General features: G+C 52.1%; 22 protein-coding genes. 12 read left to right on the top strand and 10 right to left on the bottom strand.

Translation table 11 applies throughout. The annotated features are described in order from the left end of the window. Positions 1–55: 55 nt before the first annotated feature. Together FDW87_RS06885 and fghA are read right to left on the bottom strand one after the other, a co-directional pair. Positions 56–2,041, bottom strand: coding sequence for a ligand-gated channel protein (locus tag FDW87_RS06885; RefSeq protein WP_016156980.1), 1,986 nt, complete (start codon positions 2,039–2,041; stop codon positions 56–58). Between the two features lie 348 nt (positions 2,042–2,389). Beyond that, positions 2,390–3,226 carry an S-formylglutathione hydrolase gene (gene fghA / locus FDW87_RS06880; RefSeq protein ID WP_016153722.1) on the bottom strand — a complete coding sequence of 279 codons (837 nt, stop codon included), beginning with the start codon at positions 3,224–3,226 and terminating at the stop codon, positions 2,390–2,392. A gap of 321 nt (positions 3,227–3,547) precedes the next feature. Between fghA and folE the strand changes: the two genes are divergently transcribed. The 6 genes from folE (at position 3,548) to mglC (ending at position 10,468) form a co-directional block, all read left to right on the top strand. Beyond that, positions 3,548–4,216 (top strand): GTP cyclohydrolase I FolE, encoded by a 669-nt coding sequence (gene folE / locus FDW87_RS06875; RefSeq protein WP_003027410.1) that lies wholly within the window; start codon positions 3,548–3,550, stop codon positions 4,214–4,216. A gap of 14 nt (positions 4,217–4,230) precedes the next feature. Next, positions 4,231–5,388 carry a DUF418 domain-containing protein YeiB gene (yeiB, locus tag FDW87_RS06870; protein ID WP_047416231.1) on the top strand — a complete coding sequence of 386 codons (1,158 nt, stop codon included), beginning with the start codon at positions 4,231–4,233 and terminating at the stop codon, positions 5,386–5,388. A 144-nt stretch (positions 5,389–5,532) separates the two neighbouring features. After that, a complete protein-coding gene (gene galS, locus FDW87_RS06865) occupies positions 5,533–6,558 on the top strand; it encodes an HTH-type transcriptional regulator GalS (protein WP_047359172.1) in 1,026 nt (341 codons plus the stop codon). Positions 6,559–6,851: 293 nt separating this feature from the next. After that, on the top strand, positions 6,852–7,850 hold the full coding sequence (gene mglB, locus FDW87_RS06860; protein WP_016153719.1) for a galactose/glucose ABC transporter substrate-binding protein MglB: 999 nt from the start codon (positions 6,852–6,854) through the stop codon (positions 7,848–7,850). A 71-nt stretch (positions 7,851–7,921) separates the two neighbouring features. Continuing rightward, complete coding sequence (gene mglA / locus FDW87_RS06855) at positions 7,922–9,442, top strand: galactose/methyl galactoside ABC transporter ATP-binding protein MglA (RefSeq protein WP_016153718.1); 1,521 nt, start codon at positions 7,922–7,924, stop codon at positions 9,440–9,442. Between the two features lie 15 nt (positions 9,443–9,457). Continuing rightward, entirely contained in the window at positions 9,458–10,468 is a 1,011-nt protein-coding gene (gene mglC, locus FDW87_RS06850) for a galactose/methyl galactoside ABC transporter permease MglC (RefSeq protein WP_003027393.1), read from the top strand. A 57-nt stretch (positions 10,469–10,525) separates the two neighbouring features. Here mglC and preA read toward each other — a convergent pair whose 3' ends face one another. From preA to FDW87_RS06810, 8 genes are all read right to left on the bottom strand, one after another. Next, positions 10,526–11,761 (bottom strand): NAD-dependent dihydropyrimidine dehydrogenase subunit PreA, encoded by a 1,236-nt coding sequence (gene preA, locus FDW87_RS06845; RefSeq protein WP_016156976.1) that lies wholly within the window; start codon positions 11,759–11,761, stop codon positions 10,526–10,528. Next, positions 11,755–12,996: an NAD(P)-dependent oxidoreductase gene (locus FDW87_RS06840; RefSeq protein WP_016156975.1), complete on the bottom strand. Its 1,242-nt coding sequence runs from the start codon at positions 12,994–12,996 to the stop codon at positions 11,755–11,757. The genes preA and FDW87_RS06840 overlap by 7 nt, the downstream gene beginning before the upstream one ends. A 232-nt stretch (positions 12,997–13,228) precedes the next feature. Next, positions 13,229–13,468 carry a DUF2542 family protein gene (locus FDW87_RS06835; RefSeq protein ID WP_016153715.1) on the bottom strand — a complete coding sequence of 80 codons (240 nt, stop codon included), beginning with the start codon at positions 13,466–13,468 and terminating at the stop codon, positions 13,229–13,231. A gap of 2 nt (positions 13,469–13,470) precedes the next feature. Next, positions 13,471–14,190, bottom strand: a complete 720-nt coding sequence (sanA, locus tag FDW87_RS06830; RefSeq protein WP_016153714.1) for an outer membrane permeability protein SanA — start codon at positions 14,188–14,190, stop codon at positions 13,471–13,473. Positions 14,191–14,371: 181 nt separating this feature from the next. Then, positions 14,372–15,256, bottom strand: a complete 885-nt coding sequence (gene cdd, locus FDW87_RS06825; protein ID WP_047500989.1) for a cytidine deaminase — start codon at positions 15,254–15,256, stop codon at positions 14,372–14,374. Between the two features lie 148 nt (positions 15,257–15,404). Further along, complete coding sequence (locus FDW87_RS06820; protein WP_016153712.1) at positions 15,405–16,100, bottom strand: CidB/LrgB family autolysis modulator; 696 nt, start codon at positions 16,098–16,100, stop codon at positions 15,405–15,407. Continuing rightward, a complete protein-coding gene (locus FDW87_RS06815; protein WP_016153711.1) occupies positions 16,097–16,495 on the bottom strand; it encodes a CidA/LrgA family protein in 399 nt (132 codons plus the stop codon). Before FDW87_RS06815 ends, FDW87_RS06820 begins: the two co-directional genes overlap by 4 nt. Before the next feature lie 131 nt (positions 16,496–16,626). Next, positions 16,627–17,535 carry a LysR substrate-binding domain-containing protein gene (locus tag FDW87_RS06810; protein WP_016153710.1) on the bottom strand — a complete coding sequence of 303 codons (909 nt, stop codon included), beginning with the start codon at positions 17,533–17,535 and terminating at the stop codon, positions 16,627–16,629. Positions 17,536–17,661: 126 nt separating this feature from the next. Here FDW87_RS06810 and FDW87_RS06805 point away from each other — a divergent pair, with 126 nt between their 5' ends. The 6 genes from FDW87_RS06805 to FDW87_RS22020 form a co-directional block, all read left to right on the top strand. After that, positions 17,662–19,020 (top strand): aromatic acid/H+ symport family MFS transporter, encoded by a 1,359-nt coding sequence (locus tag FDW87_RS06805; protein WP_016153709.1) that lies wholly within the window; start codon positions 17,662–17,664, stop codon positions 19,018–19,020. A gap of 11 nt (positions 19,021–19,031) precedes the next feature. Further along, entirely contained in the window at positions 19,032–20,069 is a 1,038-nt protein-coding gene (gene gtdA, locus FDW87_RS06800) for a gentisate 1,2-dioxygenase (RefSeq protein WP_019077221.1), read from the top strand. Between the two features lie 15 nt (positions 20,070–20,084). Beyond that, positions 20,085–20,786: a fumarylacetoacetate hydrolase family protein gene (locus FDW87_RS06795; protein ID WP_016153707.1), complete on the top strand. Its 702-nt coding sequence runs from the start codon at positions 20,085–20,087 to the stop codon at positions 20,784–20,786. Positions 20,787–20,794: 8 nt separating this feature from the next. Continuing rightward, complete coding sequence (gene maiA, locus FDW87_RS06790; protein ID WP_075849054.1) at positions 20,795–21,439, top strand: maleylacetoacetate isomerase; 645 nt, start codon at positions 20,795–20,797, stop codon at positions 21,437–21,439. Between the two features lie 14 nt (positions 21,440–21,453). Then, positions 21,454–22,647 (top strand): 3-hydroxybenzoate 6-monooxygenase, encoded by a 1,194-nt coding sequence (locus FDW87_RS06785; protein ID WP_047359167.1) that lies wholly within the window; start codon positions 21,454–21,456, stop codon positions 22,645–22,647. 61 nt (positions 22,648–22,708) lie between these two features. Continuing rightward, positions 22,709–22,889: tRNA-dihydrouridine synthase (locus FDW87_RS22020; RefSeq protein ID WP_252363056.1), on the top strand; the 181-nt coding region annotated here is incomplete at its 3' end.

Below are 22,889 nucleotides of genomic sequence, written 5' to 3'. Positions count from 1 at the left end.
TCAAATAGCGCATAACCAATAAAATGAGTGCCGGGGTTTTTTTATTGCGCCAGACTTAGAAGCTGTAAGTCAGGCCAACCGTGTAACGACGACCATCGAGAACAGTGTCGTAGGTATCGTAATCGATTTGCTTATCCAGCACGTTATACACGCCAGCGGTCATCAGCAGATCTTTGTTTGCATAATAGCGCAAACCAACATCGACCTGAGTATAGGATGGGGTGCCCTGCGCCATGGAGGTACGGCTCAGGTATTCAGACGTTTTCCCGCGCAGATTCAGACGGCTCCAGAAACCGAGATCCTGCGTGGCCTGCCAGTCCAGCGTGGTGTTGAACATATGCTTTGGCATTTTGTTCAATGGCTGACCGGAGAACTGACCGCTTTTCTGTTCAGATTCCGTGTAAGTGTAGTTCGCCGTCCAGTTGATGTCGGAAGTCATCTTCCAGCCGAAAGTGGATTCTACGCCGCGCATATTGGCTTTATCGACGTTAACGCGATCGCTGACGAAGTCATAGTGGGTATTGCCGATGGTACAGGCCGGATCGGAGCTGCTGTTACAGCGGCGCACTTCGGTGATTTTGTCTTTGAAGTCAGTATTGAACAGCGTGACGCCCGCGTTGAGATCGTTGCCGTTATCCCACAGTAAACCGATCTCTTCGCTGAGGCTTTTCTCCGGCTTCAGGTCCGGGTTGCCGACAATGATTCCGTTCAGTCTACCGCCGCCGGTGACCTGTCCCCAACTGGCAGACGACTGGCGCAGATCCGGTGCGCGATAGCCCGCTGAAACGCCGCCTTTTAAGGTCCATTGATCGCTCAGATGCCATACGCCATAACCGCGCGGCGTCCAGTTGTCGCCGTAGTTTTCATCTTTATCCATACGCAGACCGCCAGTCAGCGTGAAGGTATCGGTAACGGCCCACTCATCTTCAGCAAACAGCGCCCAGCTCCAGCGGGTCAGTTTGTTCAGTCCATCAGCAGCTTGCAGCTGGTTGCCGTTATCACTCAGTTTTTCATAACGGTATTGCCCGCCCAACGTCAGGGTGTGCGCCCCAAGGAAGACCTGGTTCTGGTTATTGAAAATCGTGTTGTAGGACTTCATCTGGCGACCTGGGTTTTCGGTCTCTTCCTGCTGGACATAGCTGGTGGAGTTGAAGTCGTCGTAATAACCGCTGTGGGTTAGTGAATACGTTGTGTGCACATACTTGTTTTCGCTTTTACTGTTGGGCTTGCAGCTTCCGTTGCGGCAGCTTTCCTCGGCCATGGATTTGCCTGGCGTACTGTCGCGATCCTGCAGTTCACGTGCGTAATCGAAGTCGATGTCATTTTTATCATCTGGCGTAAAGTTCAGGGTTAAACCCCCGTTACGCATACGCTGTTCATTGTAGCCATTGAGGATTTTGTCCTCTGCCCGATGAGAGAATAACCCGGTCACTTTCGCGCCGAGTAATCCGTCAATCAGGGGCCCAGACGCATAGGCGTTGGTCTGATAAATATCGCCGGAGTCTCTGTCTTCCTGGAAAGTGGCATCGCCGTGCAGAGAGCCGGTCCAGGCTTTGGTATTCGACACTTTCTTGGTGATGACGTTGATGACGCCGCCCATCGCATCGGAGCCGTACAGAGATGACATTGGGCCACGGATTACCTCGATACGCTCGATGGATTCCAGCGGCGGCAGCCAACCTTGCTCAATACCTGAGTTGTCACTGTTAGGACGTGTGCCGCGTGTGCTGATGCGTTTACCGTTGACCAGGAAGAGCGTGTATTGCGAAGCCATACCACGAATACTGATATCGCTGCTGCTACCCCCGCCGGTGACGACGACGCCAGGGACATCTTTTAGCGCATCGGTAACATCGCGATAGGCTTTGTCCTCAATCTGCTGCTTGGTAATAACAGATATCGAAGCGGGAGCGTCCTGAATTTTCTGTTCGAAGCCAGTGGCGGTAACCACCACGGTGTCTTGTTCAGCGGCATGCCCGAGTGATGGGAGACTGGCGACGCATACTGCGGCAGCTACAGCCTTAACGTGAGGTATAGTCATTTGTATCATTCCATTTAAATGAATTTACCCGGCATACTTCAAGTTGCAGATGCGTGGCTACGCGCGTTCATACAACTCGAATTATTTAGGGTAACGATCAGCGCGTCATGTGAAAGGCCATGACAATTGTATGTATTTGTCTTTTAAGGACTCTTTTCAGTAAAGAAGCGAATGGATTGTACAAAAGTATGAATGTTTGTAAACACAAATGATAATCGAAATCATTTGTGTTTGATCTTGTTTTGAGGGTAATACGTTTTAAATCAATAGGATAGTGGAGAAAGAAAAAAGGAGAAAAAGTGAAGGAATGATGGAGAAATGAAGAGGGCTGGCGCCCTCACTCAGGCGTTACTTCAACAAATACTGGGCGTGGAAGCGCAGGTGATCCTCAATAAACGACGCAATAAAGTAATAGCTATGGTCGTAACCTGGCTGGATACGCAGCGTCATTGGCCATGCGGTTTGACGGGCCGTTTCGGCCAGCACCGCGGGTTGCAGCTGATCGGCGAGAAACTGATCGCTGTCTCCCTGATCAATAAGCGTCGGAATCGCGTCTGCGGGCTTGCTGGCCAACATTAACTCGCAGCTGTCCCACGCGGCCCACTGTGATTTATCTTCACCCAGATACGCGCTAAAAGCCTTCTCCCCCCACGGAACGCGGCAAGGATTTACGATCGGCGCAAAGGCGGAAATGCTGGTGTATTTCCCGGGATTTTTCAGCGCCATAATCAATGCGCCGTGACCGCCCATGGAGTGTCCACTGATGGCGCAGCGATCGCTGACGTTAAACTGCGATTGAATCAGTGCCGGCAGCTCATCACGCAGATAATCATACATGCGAAAATGCGTTGCCCATGGCTGTTGGGTGGCATTGAGGTAAAATCCCGCCCCCTGGCCTAAATCGTAGCCATCATCATTGGCAACCTGCTCGCCGCGCGGACTGGTGTCCGGCATCACCAGTACAATGCCCAGCTCAGCCGCGATGCGTTGTGCGCCGGCTTTAGTCGTGAAGTTTTCATCATTGCATGTCAGACCCGACAGCCAGTACAGCACCGGAGGCGGGGTGTTATCGCGCGGGGGAGGAAGAAAAATACTGAAGGTCATGGTGCAATTTAACGTGGCGGAGTCGTGACGCCAGCGTTGCTGCCAGCCTTCAAAACAGCGGTGCTCTTCAAGCATTTCCATGCGGGGCTCCTTGTTGTGTTGAACCTGAATATGTTTGCGAACTCACCATAATACAGATTATTCATGGCACTGTGAGCAACTTTCACTTCCGCATTGAGCAAACATACTTCATCATCTATATAACTTTACATTAACACTCGACGTCGCCGGGTAGAACGACAAGTGAAATCGCTACGCTGAAAGGCTGTGCCAATTTCAATAATTATCGCGGTGAATACTGGATTATGTGCGCCGCCTCACGCACAATGTTCTGGCTGTGACACAGCCTAAAAACTTTGCCCCATGCAGGGCAGAGGCGCCCCACCTGCAGGAGAAGAAGAAATGTCATCACTCAGTAAAGAAGCGGCCCTGGTTCATGAAGCGCTGGTCGCGCGTGGTCTTGAAACGCCACTACGCCCGCCCGTGCAAGAGATGGATAACGAAACGCGCAAACGTCTTATCTCGGGCCATATGACCGAGATTATGCAGTTGCTCAATCTCGATTTGAGCGATGACAGTTTGATGGAAACTCCGCATCGCATTGCGAAAATGTATGTCGATGAGATTTTCTCCGGCCTCGACTACGCCAACTTCCCGAAAATTACCGTCATTGAAAACAAAATGAAGGTGGACGAGATGGTCACGGTTCGCGATATCACGCTGACCAGCACCTGCGAACACCACTTTGTTACTATCGATGGCAAAGCGACGGTGGCGTATATCCCAAAAGATTCGGTCATTGGTCTGTCGAAGATTAACCGCATTGTGCAGTTTTTCGCACAGCGTCCGCAGGTACAGGAACGTCTCACCCAGCAAATTCTCACCGCGCTGCAAACGCTTCTCGGGACGAATAATGTGGCGGTGTCGATTGATGCGGTACATTACTGTGTGAAAGCGCGTGGCATTCGCGATGCGACCAGTGCGACCACGACCACTTCTCTTGGCGGATTGTTTAAGTCCAGCCAGAACACGCGTCAGGAATTCCTGCGCGCAGTACGTCATCACAACTGATTAGGGCAGGGACCATGGAGCGTAATGTCACGCTGGATTTTATTCGTGGCGTCGCCATTCTTGGTATCCTGCTTCTCAATATTAGCGCCTTTGGCTTGCCAAAGGCGGCATACCTCAATCCCGCGTGGTATGGCAACATCACCTTATCCGACGCCTGGACCTGGGCGCTGCTCGATCTCTTTGCGCAGGTAAAATTCCTCACGCTGTTTGCACTGCTGTTCGGTGCCGGTCTGCAAATGCTGCTCCCGCGCGGTAAACGCTGGATCCAGTCGCGGCTTACGCTGCTGGTTCTATTGGGTTTTATTCACGGTTTACTCTTCTGGGATGGCGATATCCTGCTGGCATATGGCTTAATCGGTCTGATTTGTTGGCGGTTGATCCGTGATGCGCCGTCGGTAAAAAGCTTATTTAACACCGGCGTACTGCTTTATCTGGTGGGCGTTGGCGTATTGCTGCTGCTGGGGGTAATCTCCGGGAGTGAAACCAGTCGTGCCTGGACGCCGGATGCCTCAGCGTTGCTGTATGAAAAATACTGGAAAATAAACGGTGGAATGGAAGCCGTCAACAATCGCGTGGATATGATGTCCAATAGCTTGCTGGCGCTGGGCGCACAGTACGGCTGGCAACTGGCGGGGATGATGCTGCTCGGCGCGGCATTGATGCGCAGCGGTTGGTTAAAAGGGCAGTACAGCTTACAGCATTACCGACGCACCGGTGTACTGCTGGTCATTCTCGGGATGGCGATTAACCTGCCTGCTATCGTCGCTCAGTGGCATCTGGACTGGGCATATCGCTGGTGTGCCTTCTTGCTACAAGCCCCGCGAGAGCTGGGCGCGCCGTTGCAAACCATTGGTTACGCCGCGCTGATGTTCGGCTTCTGGCCGCAGCTTAGCCGCTTAAAATGGGTCATTGCCATCGCCTGTGTGGGGCGCATGGCATTAACTAACTATCTGTTACAAACCTTAATCTGCACCACGCTGTTTTACCAGGTCGGCTTATTTATGAAATTTGACCGACTGGAGCTGCTGTATTTCGTCATTCCGGTTTGGGCCGTTAACCTACTTTTCTCCGTCATATGGCTACGTTTTTACCGCCAGGGCCCGGTGGAATGGCTGTGGCGTCAATTAACCCTGCGTGCTGCGGGGACATCATTGCCGCGTACATCCAGATAACGATCTGGATCACATTCATTAACAAAACAGATGTAAGCGCTTTCATTCCTGTGACATCTCTCACGCAGTGCGTTTCATTGTGCTGACAAAATACCCAGCCTGGGGTGTCTGCGGGCAACCGCAATCTAAAACAGGGCAGTGAATATGATCACCATACGTGATGTGGCACGACAGTCTGGCGTTTCTGTAGCCACCGTTTCCCGCGTACTGAACAACAGTGCGCTGGTGAGTCCCGATACGCGTGAAGCGGTAATGAAGGCAGTTACTCTGCTGGGCTATCGACCTAATGCCAACGCGCAAGCGCTGGCGACGCAGGTGAGTGACACGATTGGTGTTGTGGTCATGGATGTATCAGACGCCTTTTTTGGCGCGCTGGTAAAAGCCGTGGATATGGTTGCCCAGCAGCATCAGAAGTATGTCCTGATTGGCAACAGCTATCATGAGGCTGAAAAAGAACGTCATGCCATTGAGGTGTTGATTCGTCAGCGCTGTAACGCACTGATTGTACACTCTAAAGCACTGAGCGATCGGGAACTCGCCGAGTTTATGGATCAGATCCCCGGTATGGTGCTGATCAACCGTCTGGTGCCGGGGTACGCCCACCGCTGCGTCTGTCTGGATAACATCAGCGGTGCCAAAATGGCGACCCGAATGCTGCTGAATAATGGTCATCAACGCATCGGTTATCTGGCGTCAAGCCATCGCATTGAAGATGACACCATGCGCAAAGAAGGGTGGTTAACAGCCCTGAAAGAGCAGGGGATTGTTGCGGCAGAAAGTTGGGTCGGCACCGGTTCGCCCGATATGCAAGGCGGAGAGTCTGCGATGGTAGAACTGCTGGGACGTAACTTACAACTGACGGCGGTTTTCGCCTATAACGACAATATGGCTGCCGGCGCGCTGACCGCGCTAAAAGACAACGGCATCGCTATTCCATTACACCTTTCTATCATTGGCTTTGATGATATTCCTATCGCGCGTTACACCGATCCGCAACTGACCACCGTACGCTATCCCATTGCCTCCATGGCAAAAATGGCGACGGAGCTTGCGCTACAGGGGGCTGCAGGCACGTTAGACCTGGAGGCGACGCATTGCTTTATGCCGACGCTGGTGCGTCGCCATTCTGTGGCGCTTCGGCAGAATGCGGCACCGATCACTAACTCATAACGTTGCGCGATGTAACCGCTTTCAATATGTGAGTAAATTCACAGTATATTAACAATGCGATAGCTATGATGACACTGTTTGTTGCGCTGTAACTACTATGTAACGGTGAATAATCACTTTCACCGAGGTAAAGGTGCCTTAAACAAAAATTAAAGCCTGTTTTTGGAGCGTTGCCAGACACGGAAGAAATATTTTTTAAAAGTGAGCTTCGGCGTTCAGTAACACTTCAGTAACGTTCTGCCTGCCGAGCATTTATCTCAAGTACTACCCTGCATAATAAAACCGGAGATACCATGAATAAGAAGGTGTTGACCCTGTCTGCTGTAATGGCAAGCATGTTATTCGGCGCGGCTGCGCACGCTGCTGATACCCGCATTGGTGTGACTATCTATAAGTATGACGATAACTTTATGTCTGTAGTACGTAAGGCTATTGAAAAAGATGCCAAAGCGGCGCCAGATGTACAGCTGCTGATGAATGACTCGCAGAACGACCAGTCCAAACAAAACGACCAGATCGACGTGCTGCTGGCAAAAGGCGTTAAAGCACTGGCGATTAACTTGGTTGACCCGGCAGCGGCAGGCACGGTCATTGAAAAAGCACGCGGGCAGAACGTACCGATCGTGTTCTTTAACAAAGAACCTTCTCGTAAGGCGCTGGACAGCTATGACAAAGCGTTTTACGTCGGTACCGACTCTAAAGAGTCCGGTATTATTCAGGGTGATTTGATCGCCAAACACTGGGCAGCTAACCCGAACTGGGACCTGAACAAAGACGGCAAAATTCAGTTTGTTCTGCTGAAAGGCGAACCGGGACACCCGGACGCTGAAGCACGTACCACTTACGTGATTAAAGAGCTGAACGATAAAGGCATTAAAACTGAGCAACTGCAGTTAGATACTGCAATGTGGGATACCGCTCAGGCAAAAGATAAAATGGATGCGTGGATGTCCGGTCCGAACGCCAACAAAATCGAAGTGGTTATCGCAAACAACGATGCGATGGCAATGGGCGCAGTTGAAGCGCTGAAAGCGCACAACAAAACCAGCGTACCGGTATTTGGTGTGGATGCGCTGCCTGAAGCGCTGGCTCTGGTGAAATCTGGCGCAATGGCTGGTACCGTGCTGAACGACGCCAACAACCAGGCGAAAGCCACCTTCGATCTGGCGAAAAACCTGGCTGATGGCAAAGGTGCGGCAGATGGCACTAACTGGAAAATTGAGAACAAAATTGTTCGCGTTCCGTACGTAGGTGTCGATAAAGATAATCTGGCAGAGTTTACCAATAAGTAAATACTCCGTCTTTGGGCGCAATGTCATTGCGCCCTTAATAACGCACTCTGCAAGGCCAACAAGGTATAATTATGGTCAGCACACATACTCAGTCGTCAGGCGAATACTTGTTGGAAATGACCGGCATCAACAAGTCCTTCCCCGGCGTTAAGGCTCTTGATAATGTCAATTTAAAAGTCCGCCCACATTCCATTCATGCCTTAATGGGGGAGAATGGCGCGGGGAAATCAACATTATTGAAATGTCTTTTCGGTATCTATCAAAAAGATTCCGGTAGTATTTTATTTCAGGGTAAAGAAATCGATTTTCATTCTGCTAAAGAAGCGCTTGAGAATGGTATTTCGATGGTACACCAGGAATTAAACCTGGTATTACAACGTTCTGTGATGGATAACATGTGGCTGGGACGCTACCCCACCAAAGGCATGTTTGTCGATCAGGACAAAATGTACCGCGATACCAAAGCGATATTTGATGAACTGGATATTGATATCGATCCGCGTGCGCGCGTTGGTACATTATCCGTTTCTCAAATGCAGATGATTGAAATTGCGAAAGCGTTCTCCTATGACGCAAAAATCGTCATCATGGATGAGCCAACGTCATCGTTAACCGAGAAAGAAGTTAATCATCTGTTTACCATTATCCGTAAGCTGAAAGAGCGTGGATGCGGTATTGTTTATATTTCTCACAAGATGGAAGAAATCTTCCAGCTATGCGATGAAATTACCGTGCTGCGCGATGGTCAGTGGATTGCGACCCAGCCGCTGGAAGGGCTGGATATGGATAAGATCATCTCCATGATGGTCGGCCGTTCACTGAACCAACGTTTTCCGGATAAAGAAAACAAACCCGGTGAAGTCATTCTGCAAGTGCGTAACCTGACCTCGCTGCGTCAGCCATCGATTCGTGATATCTCGTTTGATTTGCACAAAGGGGAAATTCTCGGGATTGCCGGGCTGGTCGGCGCAAAACGTACTGATATCGTTGAAACGCTTTTTGGTATTCGTGAGAAATCATCGGGTACGATTACGCTACACGGCAAAAAGATTAATAACCACAGCGCAAATGAGGCCATTAACCATGGTTTTGCACTGGTCACGGAAGAGCGCCGCTCAACCGGTATTTACGCGTATCTGGATATTGGTTTTAATTCGTTAATCTCCAATATCCAAAACTATAAAAACAAAGTTGGTCTGCTGGATAATTCCCGCATGAAGAGTGATACCCAGTGGGTAATTGACTCAATGAGGGTGAAAACACCGGGCCATCGAACACAAATCGGTTCACTGTCCGGTGGTAATCAGCAAAAGGTGGTTATTGGTCGCTGGTTATTAACGCAGCCAGAAATCCTGATGTTAGATGAACCCACGCGTGGTATCGATGTTGGCGCGAAGTTTGAAATTTATCAGCTGATTGCCGAACTCGCGAAAAAGGATAAGGGGATTATTATTATTTCCTCTGAAATGCCGGAGCTGCTAGGTATTACCGATCGTATTCTGGTGATGAGCAATGGTCTCGTTGCCGGAATTGTTGACACTAAAACAACAACGCAAAACGAAATCCTCCGTCTTGCGTCTTTGCACCTTTAAGATTAGGGGCTCCTCATGAGTGCGTTAAATAAGAAAAGTTTTCTTACTTATCTGAAAGAAGGCGGAATTTACGTTGTTCTTTTGGTTTTGCTGGCGATTATTATTTTCCAGGATCCCACTTTCTTAAGCTTACTGAACCTGAGTAATATTCTGACGCAATCCTCGGTGCGTATTATTATCGCATTGGGCGTGGCCGGGCTGATTGTTACCCAAGGGACAGACCTGTCGGCGGGACGTCAGGTTGGCCTGGCGGCAGTCGTGGCGGCAACCTTGCTACAGTCGATGGAGAACGCCAACAAGGTGTTCCCGGAAATGGCTACAATGCCAATCATCGTAGTCGTGCTGATTGTTTGCGTGATTGGCGCCATTATCGGTCTGGTGAACGGTATTATCATTGCTTATCTGAATGTGACGCCGTTTATTACCACCCTGGGTACGATGATCATCGTTTACGGGATCAACTCCCTGTACTACGACTTTGTCGGCGCATCGCCAATTTCTGGCTTTGACAGCGGATTCTCCACCTTCGCACAGGGCTTTATTGCGCTGGGTAGTTTCCGCCTCTCCTACATTACCTTCTATGCGCTGATTGCGGTGGCGTTTGTCTGGGTGCTGTGGAACAAGACCCGCTTCGGTAAAAACATTTTCGCCATCGGCGGAAACCCTGAAGCCGCAAAAGTGTCCGGGGTCAACGTTGCGCTGAACCTGCTGATCATCTATGCGTTGTCTGGCGTGTTTTATGCCTTCGGTGGTTTGCTCGAAGCCGGGCGTATCGGCTCGGCGACTAACAACCTCGGCTTTATGTATGAGCTGGATGCGATTGCGGCGTGCGTGGTTGGCGGCGTGTCGTTCAGCGGCGGGGTAGGGACCGTGTTTGGCGTGGTGACCGGTGTGATTATCTTCACCGTCATCAACTACGGTCTGACCTACATTGGCGTGAACCCTTACTGGCAGTACATTATCAAGGGCGGCATTATCATCTTCGCGGTTGCGCTGGACTCACTGAAGTACGCGCGTAAGAAGTAATCGTATACCGCAAAAAGCCCGGTGCAGCGTAATCTGTACCGGGCTTTTTTGTCAGCGTTACAACGTTAACGCATGCTCTTTCTCACCGGGTTTAAATTTCACTTCACCCAGCTCAATACAGGCTACCGGACAAACGTGACCACACAACAGGCATCCCACACATTTTTCTGTGTTGCAATGCGGTGTGCGGGTTTCCTCATTCCATTCCATCGCCTGATGTCCGCCGTCATAACAGGAGATGTAGCAGCGGCCACAGCCAACGCATTTATCAAGATGGATGTACGGGTAGACGATGTAGCTACGGTCAAGATCCTCCGCGGGGATGATATTGGCATTGGCAAGACCAACCATCTCCTCCAGTGAGTCAAACCCTTGATCGGCGAGGTAATGTGACAGCCCGCTGGCCATGTCCTCCACAATCCGGTAGCCGTACTGCATGATCCCGGTGGTCACCTGCAGCGTGGCCGCGCCTAACAGTAAAAACTCGGCGGCATCTTCCCAGGTCTCAATTCCCCCGATGCCGCTAATCGGGAAATCGCGCAGTTCAGGGTGCATGCGCAGTTGTTGGATAAATCGCAAAGCAATAGGTTTAACGGCCTTGCCGGAGTAGCCGGAAATACTGGATTTACCGTTGACGACCGGCATCCCGATTTTTCGGTTCAGATCGATATTCGTGATGGATTTAACCGTATTGATGGTCGCGATACCGTCGGCACCTCCGTGTTTTGCTGCCAGAGCCACCTCACACATATCACCAATGTTCGGTGTCATTTTCGCCAGCATCGGCAGGGACGAGCCGCGTTTAACGGCCCGACAATACTTTTCAACCAGCTCAGGGCTTTGCCCTACATCGCTACCCATGGCATGTGAGGTCATTTGCGGGCACGAGAAGTTACACTCGATCATGTCTGCACCCGCGTCTTCAACCAGGCGGGCCAGTTCCTGCCATTGCTGCTCATTTTCCCCCATAATCGACGCAATCAGGACTTTGTCCGGGTAGTCCTGTTTCAGTCGGCGAATTGCGGCCAGATTCTCCTCCAACGGATGCTCGGCAATTTGTTCCATGTTTTTGAAGCCAATAAAGCCGGTATCTTCTTTGGTGAGATGGTCAAAACGTGGGGAGACTTCATTAGCAATAAAGAACCCGATCGTTTTAAAAACAATGCCACCCCAGCCGCTATCATAGGCTTTGGCGCACATTTCATAACAGTTGCCCACCGGAGAGGAAGAGAGGCAGAACGGGTTGGGGAATTTGACGCCGCAAAAAGTAATAGAAAGATCTTTCGTTAACATGAGCAAGCTCCCTCTAAATAGTGATGAATGGCCTGAGCGGCTTCTTTTCCCGTTTTCACGGCGTAAACAACGGTTTTATCGCCTTTAACAATATCGCCCGCAGCAAACAGAGCCGGATCGGCGGTTTGATAATTGTGCGTATCGATAAGATTGCGCTGTGGTTTTAACGCGGCGAAATTATCAAGCTGAGCATGTTGGCCGACGGCGAGAATAATCTGTTCGGCTTCAAGCGTGAGTTCTCCAGGCTGACGTACGTGCTTAAAGGTGACTCGATTTCCGCTAACCGCCACGGGCGTGAAGCCGTCAATTATCGACACCCCTAAAGCCTGTGTGCTGCTGAATTCTTTGTCGCTGGCCGGGAAGTCGGCGAGTTCTTCACGCGCGACACAGGTGACTGACGGGCAGCCCAGCAGCTTCAACGTACTGGCGACATCCATCGCCACGTCGCCACCTCCGATGATTAATGCACTTTGTGCGACGGTAATATCGCCGTTGGATTGCCGGGCTCGTTGCAGAAAATCGACGGCGATTTCTACGTGATTCGCCCTCTCAAACAGAGGTAACGTTGAACCGTAAGACATCCCAACGGTAACCAGTACGGCGCGGTATTCTGCTTTGAGTTGCTCAACGGAAAGGGCATTGCCGACTTCACAATTGCACTTGATGGTCACGCCCATTTCAACGATACGGGCAATTTCAAGATCCAAAACTGCTTGCGGCAGACGAAACTCAGGAATACCATAACGCAACCAGCCACCTGGCTGGGCCTGTTTTTCGAAGATTGTGACATCATAACCAAGATTACTTAGCGTTACGCTGGCCTGTAACCCTGCCGGACCCGCCCCGATGATAGCTACCTTGCCGAGCGTTTTTGTTGCCGGCTGATAGATTTTCATTGCGGTCTGCTGTTCAAAATCGGTAATAAAGCGTTGCAGACGTGCAATATCGATAGGTTTATCAATTCCTGAGCGCGTACATCCGCGCTGGCATAATTTTTCGGTTGGGCAAACCCGGGCGCACACCGCACCGAGCGCATTATTTTCGCGGATAGTTTCGGCAGCGCCTTTAAAATTACGAAAATAAATAGAGCGAATAAATTTCCCTGGGTCTGTTTGCGCTGGGCAATCATGACTACAGGGGGCGTCGTGACATAATAAACAGCGGGAAGCCTCTTTTATTGCTAATAATGGGGTAAAAGCAGGCGTGAGCTCATCCAGATAATTTTGTTGTGGCATATTTTCTTCCTTAATGCTTGAGTAAATTAAGGCAAACCGTTAATAACAAAATATAAAAAGTGAAGGCTATTCTTAAGGCTAAGCACTGCAGGAAGAGTATTCTGTGAAAGGATTCACAAATAGAAGATAGTCTGAGGGAAATGCTGGCGGGCAGCATTAATCCCTTACATTGAAATGGTAACTATTATCAAAATATTAGCTATTCTCAAATGCTAATATAAAGGAAAATTCTTTAGCGATAAAAGACTAAGTAAATAACCATCCCGAAGGATAAACATCCGCACCCGGCATAAACCAGCACATAAGACCAAAATTGCAGGGGCTCTTGATTGCGATAAGCGTAAACCGGTTCGCGCGCATTCTTTTTAATTTTATCTACTGCCCCAGAGCGCCAGCCTTTCCATGCTTCGCGAAAACAAAATACGGGAATGAGCAGAAAGGCCAACACGACGAAAAGGGTTTGTACATCCATGCTTATTTTCCTTGTTTCTTTTGTAATTCGAGTAGTTGTTCAGGCGTGACCGCCGGATATCCCTGTGCATCGTCCGGTACCTGATGCATGGTAGGGATGGGCACCAGCGGACCTAAAAAGCGGGGTTCACGTTTGAAAATATAGAGATCGGCCAGTGCGCCAAAGCGGGCGCCAAATTCACGTACCCGCACGGTGAGCATATCTTTTGGTGAGGGCACCGCATAGCACTGGGCCTGGATGCCCATATGCAGCGCAATAAACAAGGCGCGCTCACAGTGGAATCGCTGAGTAATAATGATGAAATCGTTGGTATCGAACACCTTGCGGGTTCGTACAATTGAATCGAGCGTCCGGAACCCGGCGTAATCAAGCACGATGTCAGCGGGATCGACACCTGCGGCAATCAGATCTTTACGCATCGTCATGGGTTCGTTGTAGCTTTGCTGCGCGTTGTCGCCGCTCAGCAGCAGATAATTTACCTTTCCACTGTTATAGGCGTTCAATGCGCCCTGAATGCGGTAGCGGTAATACTGGTTGATGACGCCGGTGCGATAGTATTTCGCCGTGCCAAGGACCACACCGACCTGGCGGTAGGGTAAATCCTGCAATTCGTCGTAGATGTAAGGAGCGGTCTTCCAGCTCATCCACCTGTCGAGCCCAAGCACAGTCAAAAGCAGCAAGCCTACCAGGACTAACAGGCTGTAAAACACGCGCTTTAACATGCAGAAAACTCGTTATTTGGATGGAATTTCAATCAGGCTACTGTACCGGAAGACGTAGCGCAAGAAACAGCAATCTGATTGAGGGGATTTTCAGCAAAACGGCCCTGTTGGATGGTAGCAACAGCAAATCTGGCCGACAACCTGGAGCGATTGCAGGCCAGATAAGCGTAGCGCCAGGCAATTAACCGAGCAGCACGCGCTCAATATTATTGCAGCCCAGCGCTTTCAGGGTAGCGGAGGTCGCATCCCACTGAATCAACGGCGCATCGGCTTTTTCAGCCAGCACAGCACGCTGGATATCCGGGTAGTCATAACCGTTAAGGTTCAACAGGTTTAACGCGCCTTGCAGCGGCGGCAGGGTCGGGTTGAAGGCGGCATTTTCCGCATAGCTACCGCTAAAAATTCGACCATCTTTACATTCCAGCGCCACGCCGCTTGGGGAGTTGCTGTACGGCATATGAGATCTGTTGGCGGCGGTGATAGCCGCTTGGGTCAACGCATCGCCCTGCAGTGCGAAGCCGTGATCCTGATCGTCCATCAGCAGTGTTTTAATCTCCAGATCTTTCGGTCCGAAGGCGTCTGGCAGGTAATCGCGCAGCACGTGTGGCGCACGTCCCGGCAGATGAATACGTAAATCCAGTCCACTGTTCAGTTCGTTCATAAACTGGCGACAGTGGCCGCACGGCGTGTAGTTGACGGTGATGGCGGCGAGCCCTTTTTCACCGCGCAGCCAGGCATGGCTAATGGCGCTTTGCTCGGCATGAACGGTTTGCTGCATGGTCGCCCCCAGGAACTCCATGTTGCCACCGAAGTACCAGGTGCCGCTGATGCCGCGAGAAATTGCCCCAACGTTGAAGTTGGACAGCGGAGTACGCGCGCAGGCCGCAGCCAGCGGCAGTAGAGCGAATGCCAGCGCGTCTTCGTCCAGTCCCGATTCGCGTTTCAGCAAAGAGACCTGCTCAGCAGTCAGCATGGCGGGGAAATGCGCATCCGCCAGAACAGGCGCCAGGGCTGATTGCAAGTTATCCGCGAGTTGGGCAAAAGCAGTTTGAAAACGTGGATGCATGGCGATGCCTCATAACAATGTAATGGAATCGTAGTTTACGGGCCTGTTACGGCTTTATATGTGATCCAAATCTCATTGTGTATGCAACTTATGAAAATTAAATTAAAAATGTGCAACGCATCGCAAATAATTAGCCAAAAATTGAAGGTTAACCGACCAGGGCCAGAATAATCGGGAACAGGAATGGGGCGACCAACGAGGTGATAATGCCGCAAATAACCAGCGCCAGAGAGCTAAACGCACCTTCCTGATAGTCCAGCTCTGCACAGCGTGCGGTACCCAGGGCGTGCGAAGCGGTACCCATGGCCAGTCCACGTGCGGCTTTGGTGCGAATACGCATCGCATTGAGCAAAGTATGACCAAACACAGCCCCGAGGATACCAACAAAAATGACGCACACGGCGCTGATGGCCGGAATACCACCAATGCTGCCTCCCACTGCCATAGCGATAGGCGTGGTTACCGATTTCGGCATGATTGACGCAGCAATTTGCGGCGATGCGCCCATCAACAAGGCGATTGTTGTACCTGTAACCATCGCCACAACGCTCCCCGCAAAGCAGATGGCAATAATTGATTTCCAGCGAGCGCGAATCTGGTGCAGCTGTTCGTATAACGGATAGGCCAGCGCGACCACGGCAGGTTGCAGTAAATCGTTCAGCACCTCACTGCCTTTGAAATAGTGATCGTAGGGAATTCCGGTCAGCATCAGAATGGGAATGATCACCACCATGGCGACCAGTAGCGGGTTCAATAGCGGCATTTTAAATCGTGCAGCCAGCTTACGTGCGCCAAAAAATACCGCCAGCGTAAGGGGTAACGACCACCAGATATACGACATCATTCTTTAGACCCTTTTTGCCCAACGATTTTGCGCTCACCGTGCACAATGTGAGAACTCCAGCTCACCACCAGGAAAACGACCAGCGTACTGATGGTACAGGACACCACCACCGGACCAAATTGCGCACGGAGCAGATCAAAGTACTGCATGATCCCCACGCCAATCGGGACAAACAACAGGGCCATATAGCGAATCAGCACATAGCAGCCGGGGTTAACCCATTTTGCCGGTAGCACCTGCAAAGCCAGTAAGACAAACAGAATCAGCATGCCGATAATGCTGCCCGGAATGGTGATGGGGAGTAGCGATGCAAGAAAAATACCTGCATAGAGGCAGGCATAAATCAGGACGAATGCGCGCAAATATTGCCAGATAATGTTCAGTGCTTTGCTCATAGTTGAAACCCTTGACGAGACTGATTCATCATACAATTAAACTTCAAAACGTGCTACCGATCACATCATGAATTCTAAGCATAGAAGAAATAGATATCTGGAACATCGGGCGATGGCCCTAACTGTTCACGTTAAACCTGTGCCAGGTAATACAGAAAACGATTCAGGGCGGTCGTGGGTGTTTCATTGTTGCGCCAGAACACGCCTACGCTGCCTTTTTGTTCAATCTTCGGCAGATTCAGGATAGCCAGCTGTCCCTGGGCGGCATAACGCTGCGCCAGGCGTAGAGAAAGAATAGAGATCATGTCGCTACTTTGCAGCAGGTTGGTGCTGACGTTTATCGATGCCGACTCAATGATGTTTTCCGGTAGCATGACGCCGTTATCTACCAGCGCGTTGTCAATGCTTATCCGGATGGGCGTTCCCGTCGGCCAGACAATCCAGCGCCAGTTAGCCAGATCATGCCAGGTGAGCAGGGGATATTTTGCCAGCGGATGGTCGGGGCGCGCGACGAAACAGACCGGCTCGGTATACAGCACCTGGTAATTGAGCGGCAACTGAAGCGCCCGGCCACCGACGCGTCCGACCACCACATCCACCGAACCCGCGAGCAGATCGTGCAACAGCGGGGTCATCACCTTCTCTTCAATATTAAGATGCAAGGTCGGCAGCTCTGTGAGCAAACCCAGTATCGCCTGTGAAACGCAGTCCGTCGCCACCGGCGAGCAGCCAATCTTCAGACTCCCTACCAGGCCTCCCTGCTTAAAACGGGCGATTTCATACTGTGAACGTTCCATATCATTGATCAGGCGTTGGGCATGCTGCAGTAGCAGCTTGCCGCCTTCTGAAGGGCGTAAGCCTTTGCTATGACGTTCAAAGAGTGTGATACCCATCTCATCTTCGAGCTGTGATAACCATTTTGACAACGCTGGCTGGGTGATATTCATCATTCGGGCGACGTGAGTCAAATTCCCCTGTTCGCCCAGCGCAATAAGCGTTTGCAGGTGGTGTAACTTAAGTTTCTGCGCCCAGTTAGCCATTTGCTATAACCTCCAGGTTATGCCTCTGCATGAAAAGCCATTGTACATTTCATCTCCAAACATACAAAGTCGCAACATACCTAAAACAAAACAGACATCTACTCTACCTGCACTGAGGCATTCACTATGACTCAACAACGTGATCTACAAGCACTGATCGATTCCGCCCCCGTCGGTAAGACCCAGTGGCGCGTTATCATTTGCTGTTTTTTGGTCGTCATGCTCGACGGTTTTGATACCGCAGCTATTGGTTTTATCGCGCCTGATATTCGCACCCACTGGCAACTGACGGCCGGAGATCTGGCGCCGTTGTTTGGCGCAGGCCTGCTGGGTCTGACCGCTGGCGCACTGCTCTGCGGTCCGCTATCGGATCGTTTTGGCCGCAAACGGGTGATTGAACTCTGCGTGGCGCTGTTCGGCGCACTGAGCCTGATCTCGGCTTTTTCCCCCGATCTGCAAACGCTGGTTTTTTTGCGCTTCCTTACCGGGTTAGGCCTGGGCGGCGCGATGCCAAATACTATCACTATGACCTCAGAATACCTGCCAGCGCGTCGGCGTGGTGCACTGGTCACAATGATGTTCTGCGGTTTTACCCTGGGCTCGGCGATGGGCGGGATTGTCAGCGCACAGCTGGTGCCGGTTATTGGCTGGCACGGCATCCTGGTGCTGGGAGGCGTGCTACCGCTGATGCTGTTTGTGGCTCTGCTGTTTGCGCTGCCGGAATCCCCGCGCTGGCAGGTTCGTCGTCAGTTGCCGCAAAACGTGATTGCCAGAACCGTCAGCGCCATCACCCGGGAACGTTATGACAATACCCAATTTTATCTCAACGAAGGCGCCGCGATTGCCAAAGGCAGCATTCGCCAGCTGTTCGTCGGGCAACAGTTGCCCATTACCCTGATGTTATGGGTGGTGTTCTTTATGAGCCTGCTGATTATTTATCTGCTCTCCAGCTGGATGCCAACGCTGCTTAACCATCGTGGAATTGACCTGCAGCATGCCTCATGGGTGACCGCTGCCTTTCAGATTGGCGGTACGCTCGGTGCGCTGGTGCTGGGAGTGCTGATGGATAAATACAACCCTTTCCGCGTGCTGGCAGTGAGCTATGCGTTGGGTGCGGTGTGTATTGTCATGATTGGCCTGAGCGAGAACGGTCTGTGGCTGATGGCGCTGGCCATTTTTGGCACCGGCATCGGCATCAGCGGTTCGCAGGTGGGCCTGAATGCCTTAACCGCCACGCTTTATCCGACGCAGAGCCGGGCAACGGGCGTCAGCTGGTCTAATGCGATTGGCCGCTGCGGCGCGATTGTCGGCTCGCTCTCCGGCGGCGTGATGATGGCGATGAATTTCTCATTCGATAACCTGTTTTTCATTATTGCCGTTCCGGCGGCCATCAGCGCGGTGATGCTTATGCTGCTGACGGTTGTTATCCGCCAGTCGGCCTCTGTCCCTGACGCGTTGTCACGCGTAGGCATCGTGAACAAATAAGGAGAATCTCTATGTCGGAACTTAATCAGGATGTTAAGAACAGCCGTCAGCAGTTTTACCAGCATATTTCCGGGCAGAATCTGACCCCGCTGTGGGAGTCGCTGCACCGCCTGGTACCGCCAACGCCGAACGCACATTGTGCTCCTGCGTACTGGAACTATCAGGAGATCCGCCCGTTGCTGCTGGAAAGCGGCGATCTGATTGGCGCGAAAGAGGCGATTCGTCGCGTACTGGTGCTGGAAAACCCCATGCTGCGCGGACAGTCTTCAATCACCCCAACGCTGTACGCCGGATTGCAGTTAATCATGCCGGGCGAGGTTGCCCCGAGTCACCGGCATAATCAGTCTGCGCTGCGCTTTATTGTCGAAGGGAAAGGGGCATTTACTGCGGTGGATGGCGAGCGCACCCAAATGCATGAAGGCGATTTTATTCTGACGCCACAGTGGCGCTGGCACGACCACGGCAACCCAGGCAGTGAACCGGTGGTGTGGCTGGACGGTCTGGATCTGCCACTGGTGAATCTGCTGGGTTGCGGCTTTGCGGAAGATTACCCGGAGGATCAGCAACCAGTCACGCGCAAGGAAGGGGATTACTTACCACGCTACGCGGCCAATATGCTGCCGCTGCGTCATCAGAAGGGTAACTCATCGCCAATTTTCAACTATCGCTACGATCGCAGCCGTGAAGCGCTGCATGACCTGACCCGCATGGGTGACGCCGATGAGTGGGACGGTTACAAGATGCGTTACGTCAACCCGGTAACCGGTGGTTATCCCATGCCTTCAATGGGGACCTTTTTACAACTGTTGCCGAAGGGCTTTTCCTCGCGGATGGCGCGTACCACCGACAGCACTATCTATCACGTGGTGGAAGGAAGCGGGCAGGTCACCATCGGCACCGAGATCTTCAATTTTTCGCCAAAAGATATCTTCGTGGTGCCAACCTGGCACGGCGTGTCATTCCAGGCCCACGAAGATGCCGTCTTATTTAGTTTTTCGGACAGACCGGTTCAGGAAGCGCTGGGGTTGTTCCGTGAAGCACGTTATTAATTTGGGAGAGAGAAAATGACGCAATACGTATTCGAACCACAAGCGCCTGTTACCGTTCCGGTCGTTGGCAGTAATGAACAGTTTCCCGTGCGTCGCGTTTACTGCGTGGGCCGCAACTATGCCGCTCATGCGCGTGAAATGGGTTTTGATCCGGATCGCGAACCGCCGTTCTTCTTCTGTAAACCTGCCGATGCGGTGGTTCCGGTGGCGGCCGGTCAAACCCTCGAGCTGCCATACCCGTCGCAGACCGATAACTATCACTATGAGATAGAGCTGGTGGTGGCGATCGGTAAAAAGGGCAGCGATATACCGCTGGAAAAAGCGCACGAATATATCTGGGGCTATGCCACTGGTCTGGATATGACCCGCCGCGACAGGCAGATGGAGATGCGCCAGATGGGGCGTCCGTGGGAAATCGGCAAAGCATTTGATCTCTCAGCCCCCATCGCGCCGCTGCATAAAGCCAGCGAAAGTGCGGATGTTAACAACGCGCCTATCTGGTTGCAGGTCAACGGCGACGATCATCAGCGTAGCGATATTCGCCACCTCATCTGGTCCGTTAATGAAACGATTAGCTATCTGTCCGGCTTTTTCGAACTACAGCCGGGTGATTTGATCTACACAGGCACGCCAGAGGGCGTGGGCGCAGTGGTGAAAGGAGATGTGATCACCGGCAATGTAGACGGTTTAACCCCCATCGCTGTGAAGATTGTCTGAGGTGGATGATGAAGCTGTACAGTTTCTTTAACAGCTCCGCGTCATATCGCGTACGCATTGCGCTGGCGCTGAAGGGGCTTGATTACCAGACGGTGGGTGTCAACATTCGCATCGGTCAGCAGAACGAGCTGGCCTACCGGCGGATGAACCCGGTAGGGCTGGTACCGACGCTGGTCACTGATGAGGGAGAATCACTCGGGCAGTCGCTGGCGATAACCGACTGGCTGGATGGTCACTTTCCGCAGTCGCCGCTGCTGCCAGCCGACTTCCCGGCGCGCAGCCGGGTGCTGGAAATTGTTTATGCCATCGCTTGTGATATCCATCCCGTGAATAACATGCGGGTACTGCGCTACCTGAGCGAAGAGCTAAAGGTCAGTGAAGAGGATAAAAAACGCTGGTATGCGCACTGGATCCAGCAAGGGTTAAGCGCGGTTGAACAGATGCTGCGCCAGAGTCAGTCGGGGACGTTCTGCGTGGGGGATGCGCCGACGCTGGCGGATTGCTGTCTGATCCCGCAGTGGGCGAACGCGTTACGTATGGGCTGTGATCTGAGCGGGTATCCGCGCTGTAAGGCGGTATATGATGCCTGTACCCAGCTTCCGGCGTTTATCGCCGCCGCGCCCGAGAATCAACAAGACAAAATTCCAGCCTGATAAGGAGAACGACAATGGCTAAAGTGACACGCGCAATTATCGTGGGTGGCGGGATTGGCGGCGCGGCGACCGCGCTGTCGCTGGCCCGTCAAGGCATTAAAGTGATGTTGCTGGAGAAAGCGCACGAGATTGGTGAGATTGGTGCGGGCATTCAGCTCGGGCCGAACGCGTTTTCTGCTCTGGATAGCCTTGGTGTGGGTGACGTCGCTCGCAAGCGCGCCGTTTTTACCGATCACATCACCATGATGGATGCGGTAAACGCGAAAGAGGTTGTACGCATTGAAACCGGGCAGGCGTTCCGCGATCACTTTGGCGGTCCTTATGCGGTTATCCATCGGGTTGATATTCATGCTTCTGTCTGGGAAGCGGCACTGGTTCATCCCAACGTTGAGTATCGCACTTCAACTAACGTGGTTGATATTCGCCAGACAGAAGATGATGTGACGGTCTTTGATGAGCACGGTAACAGCTGGACAGCGGATATTTTGGTGGGCTGTGACGGTGTGAAGTCGGTTGTGCGTCAGTCTCTGATTGGCGATGCGCCACGCGTGACCGGGCACGTGGTCTATCGCGCGGTGATTGATTGCGATGATATGCCGGAAGATTTGCGCATTAACGCGCCGGTGCTGTGGGCCGGACCGCACTGCCACCTGGTGCACTATCCATTGCGTGGCGGCAAGCAGTATAACCTGGTGGTGACCTTCCACAGTCGTCAGCAGGAGGAGTGGGGGGTAAAGGATGGCAGTAAAGAGGAAGTGCTCTCCTATTTTGCCGGTATTCATGCGCGTCCGCGCCAGATGCTGGATAAGCCGACCTCATGGCGTCGCTGGTCCACCGCTGACCGCGAACCGGTAGAGAAATGGGGGACCGACCGCATTACGCTGGTGGGTGATGCTGCGCATCCGGTGGCACAATATATGGCGCAGGGCGCCTGTATGGCGCTTGAAGATGCTGTCACTCTCGGTAAGGCGTTACAGCAGTGTGACGGCGATGCGGCTGATGCCTTTGCCTTGTATGAGTCGGTACGTATTCCGCGTACTGCGCGCATCGTCTGGTCGACGCGCGAAATGGGACGTGTGTACCACGCCGCAGGCGTCGAGCGCCAGGTGCGTAATCTGCTGTGGAAAGGCAAATCTCAGGCGGAATTTTATCGTGGTATGGAATGGCTGTACGGCTGGAAAGAAGATAACTGCCTGTTGCCGCGCTGAGCCTCTTTAATCTCCCGAACGGAGGCGCTACCATAGCGCCTCTTTTTTTGCGGGTGACGATATGCGTGTTTTACTGGCGCCGATGGAAGGCGTGCTCGACTCACTGGTGCGCGAGCTGCTGACTGAAGTGAATGATTACGATCTGTGCATCACCGAGTTTGTGCGCGTGGTGGATCAGCTCCTGCCGGCAAAAGTATTCCATCGGCTCTGCCCGGAACTGCATAACAATAGCCGGACGCCAT

The organism is Citrobacter sp. wls826 (assembly GCF_005281245.1).
GTDB classification, from domain to species: domain Bacteria; phylum Pseudomonadota; class Gammaproteobacteria; order Enterobacterales; family Enterobacteriaceae; genus Citrobacter; species Citrobacter braakii.
This window is presented reverse-complemented; position numbering and strand designations above follow the sequence as displayed.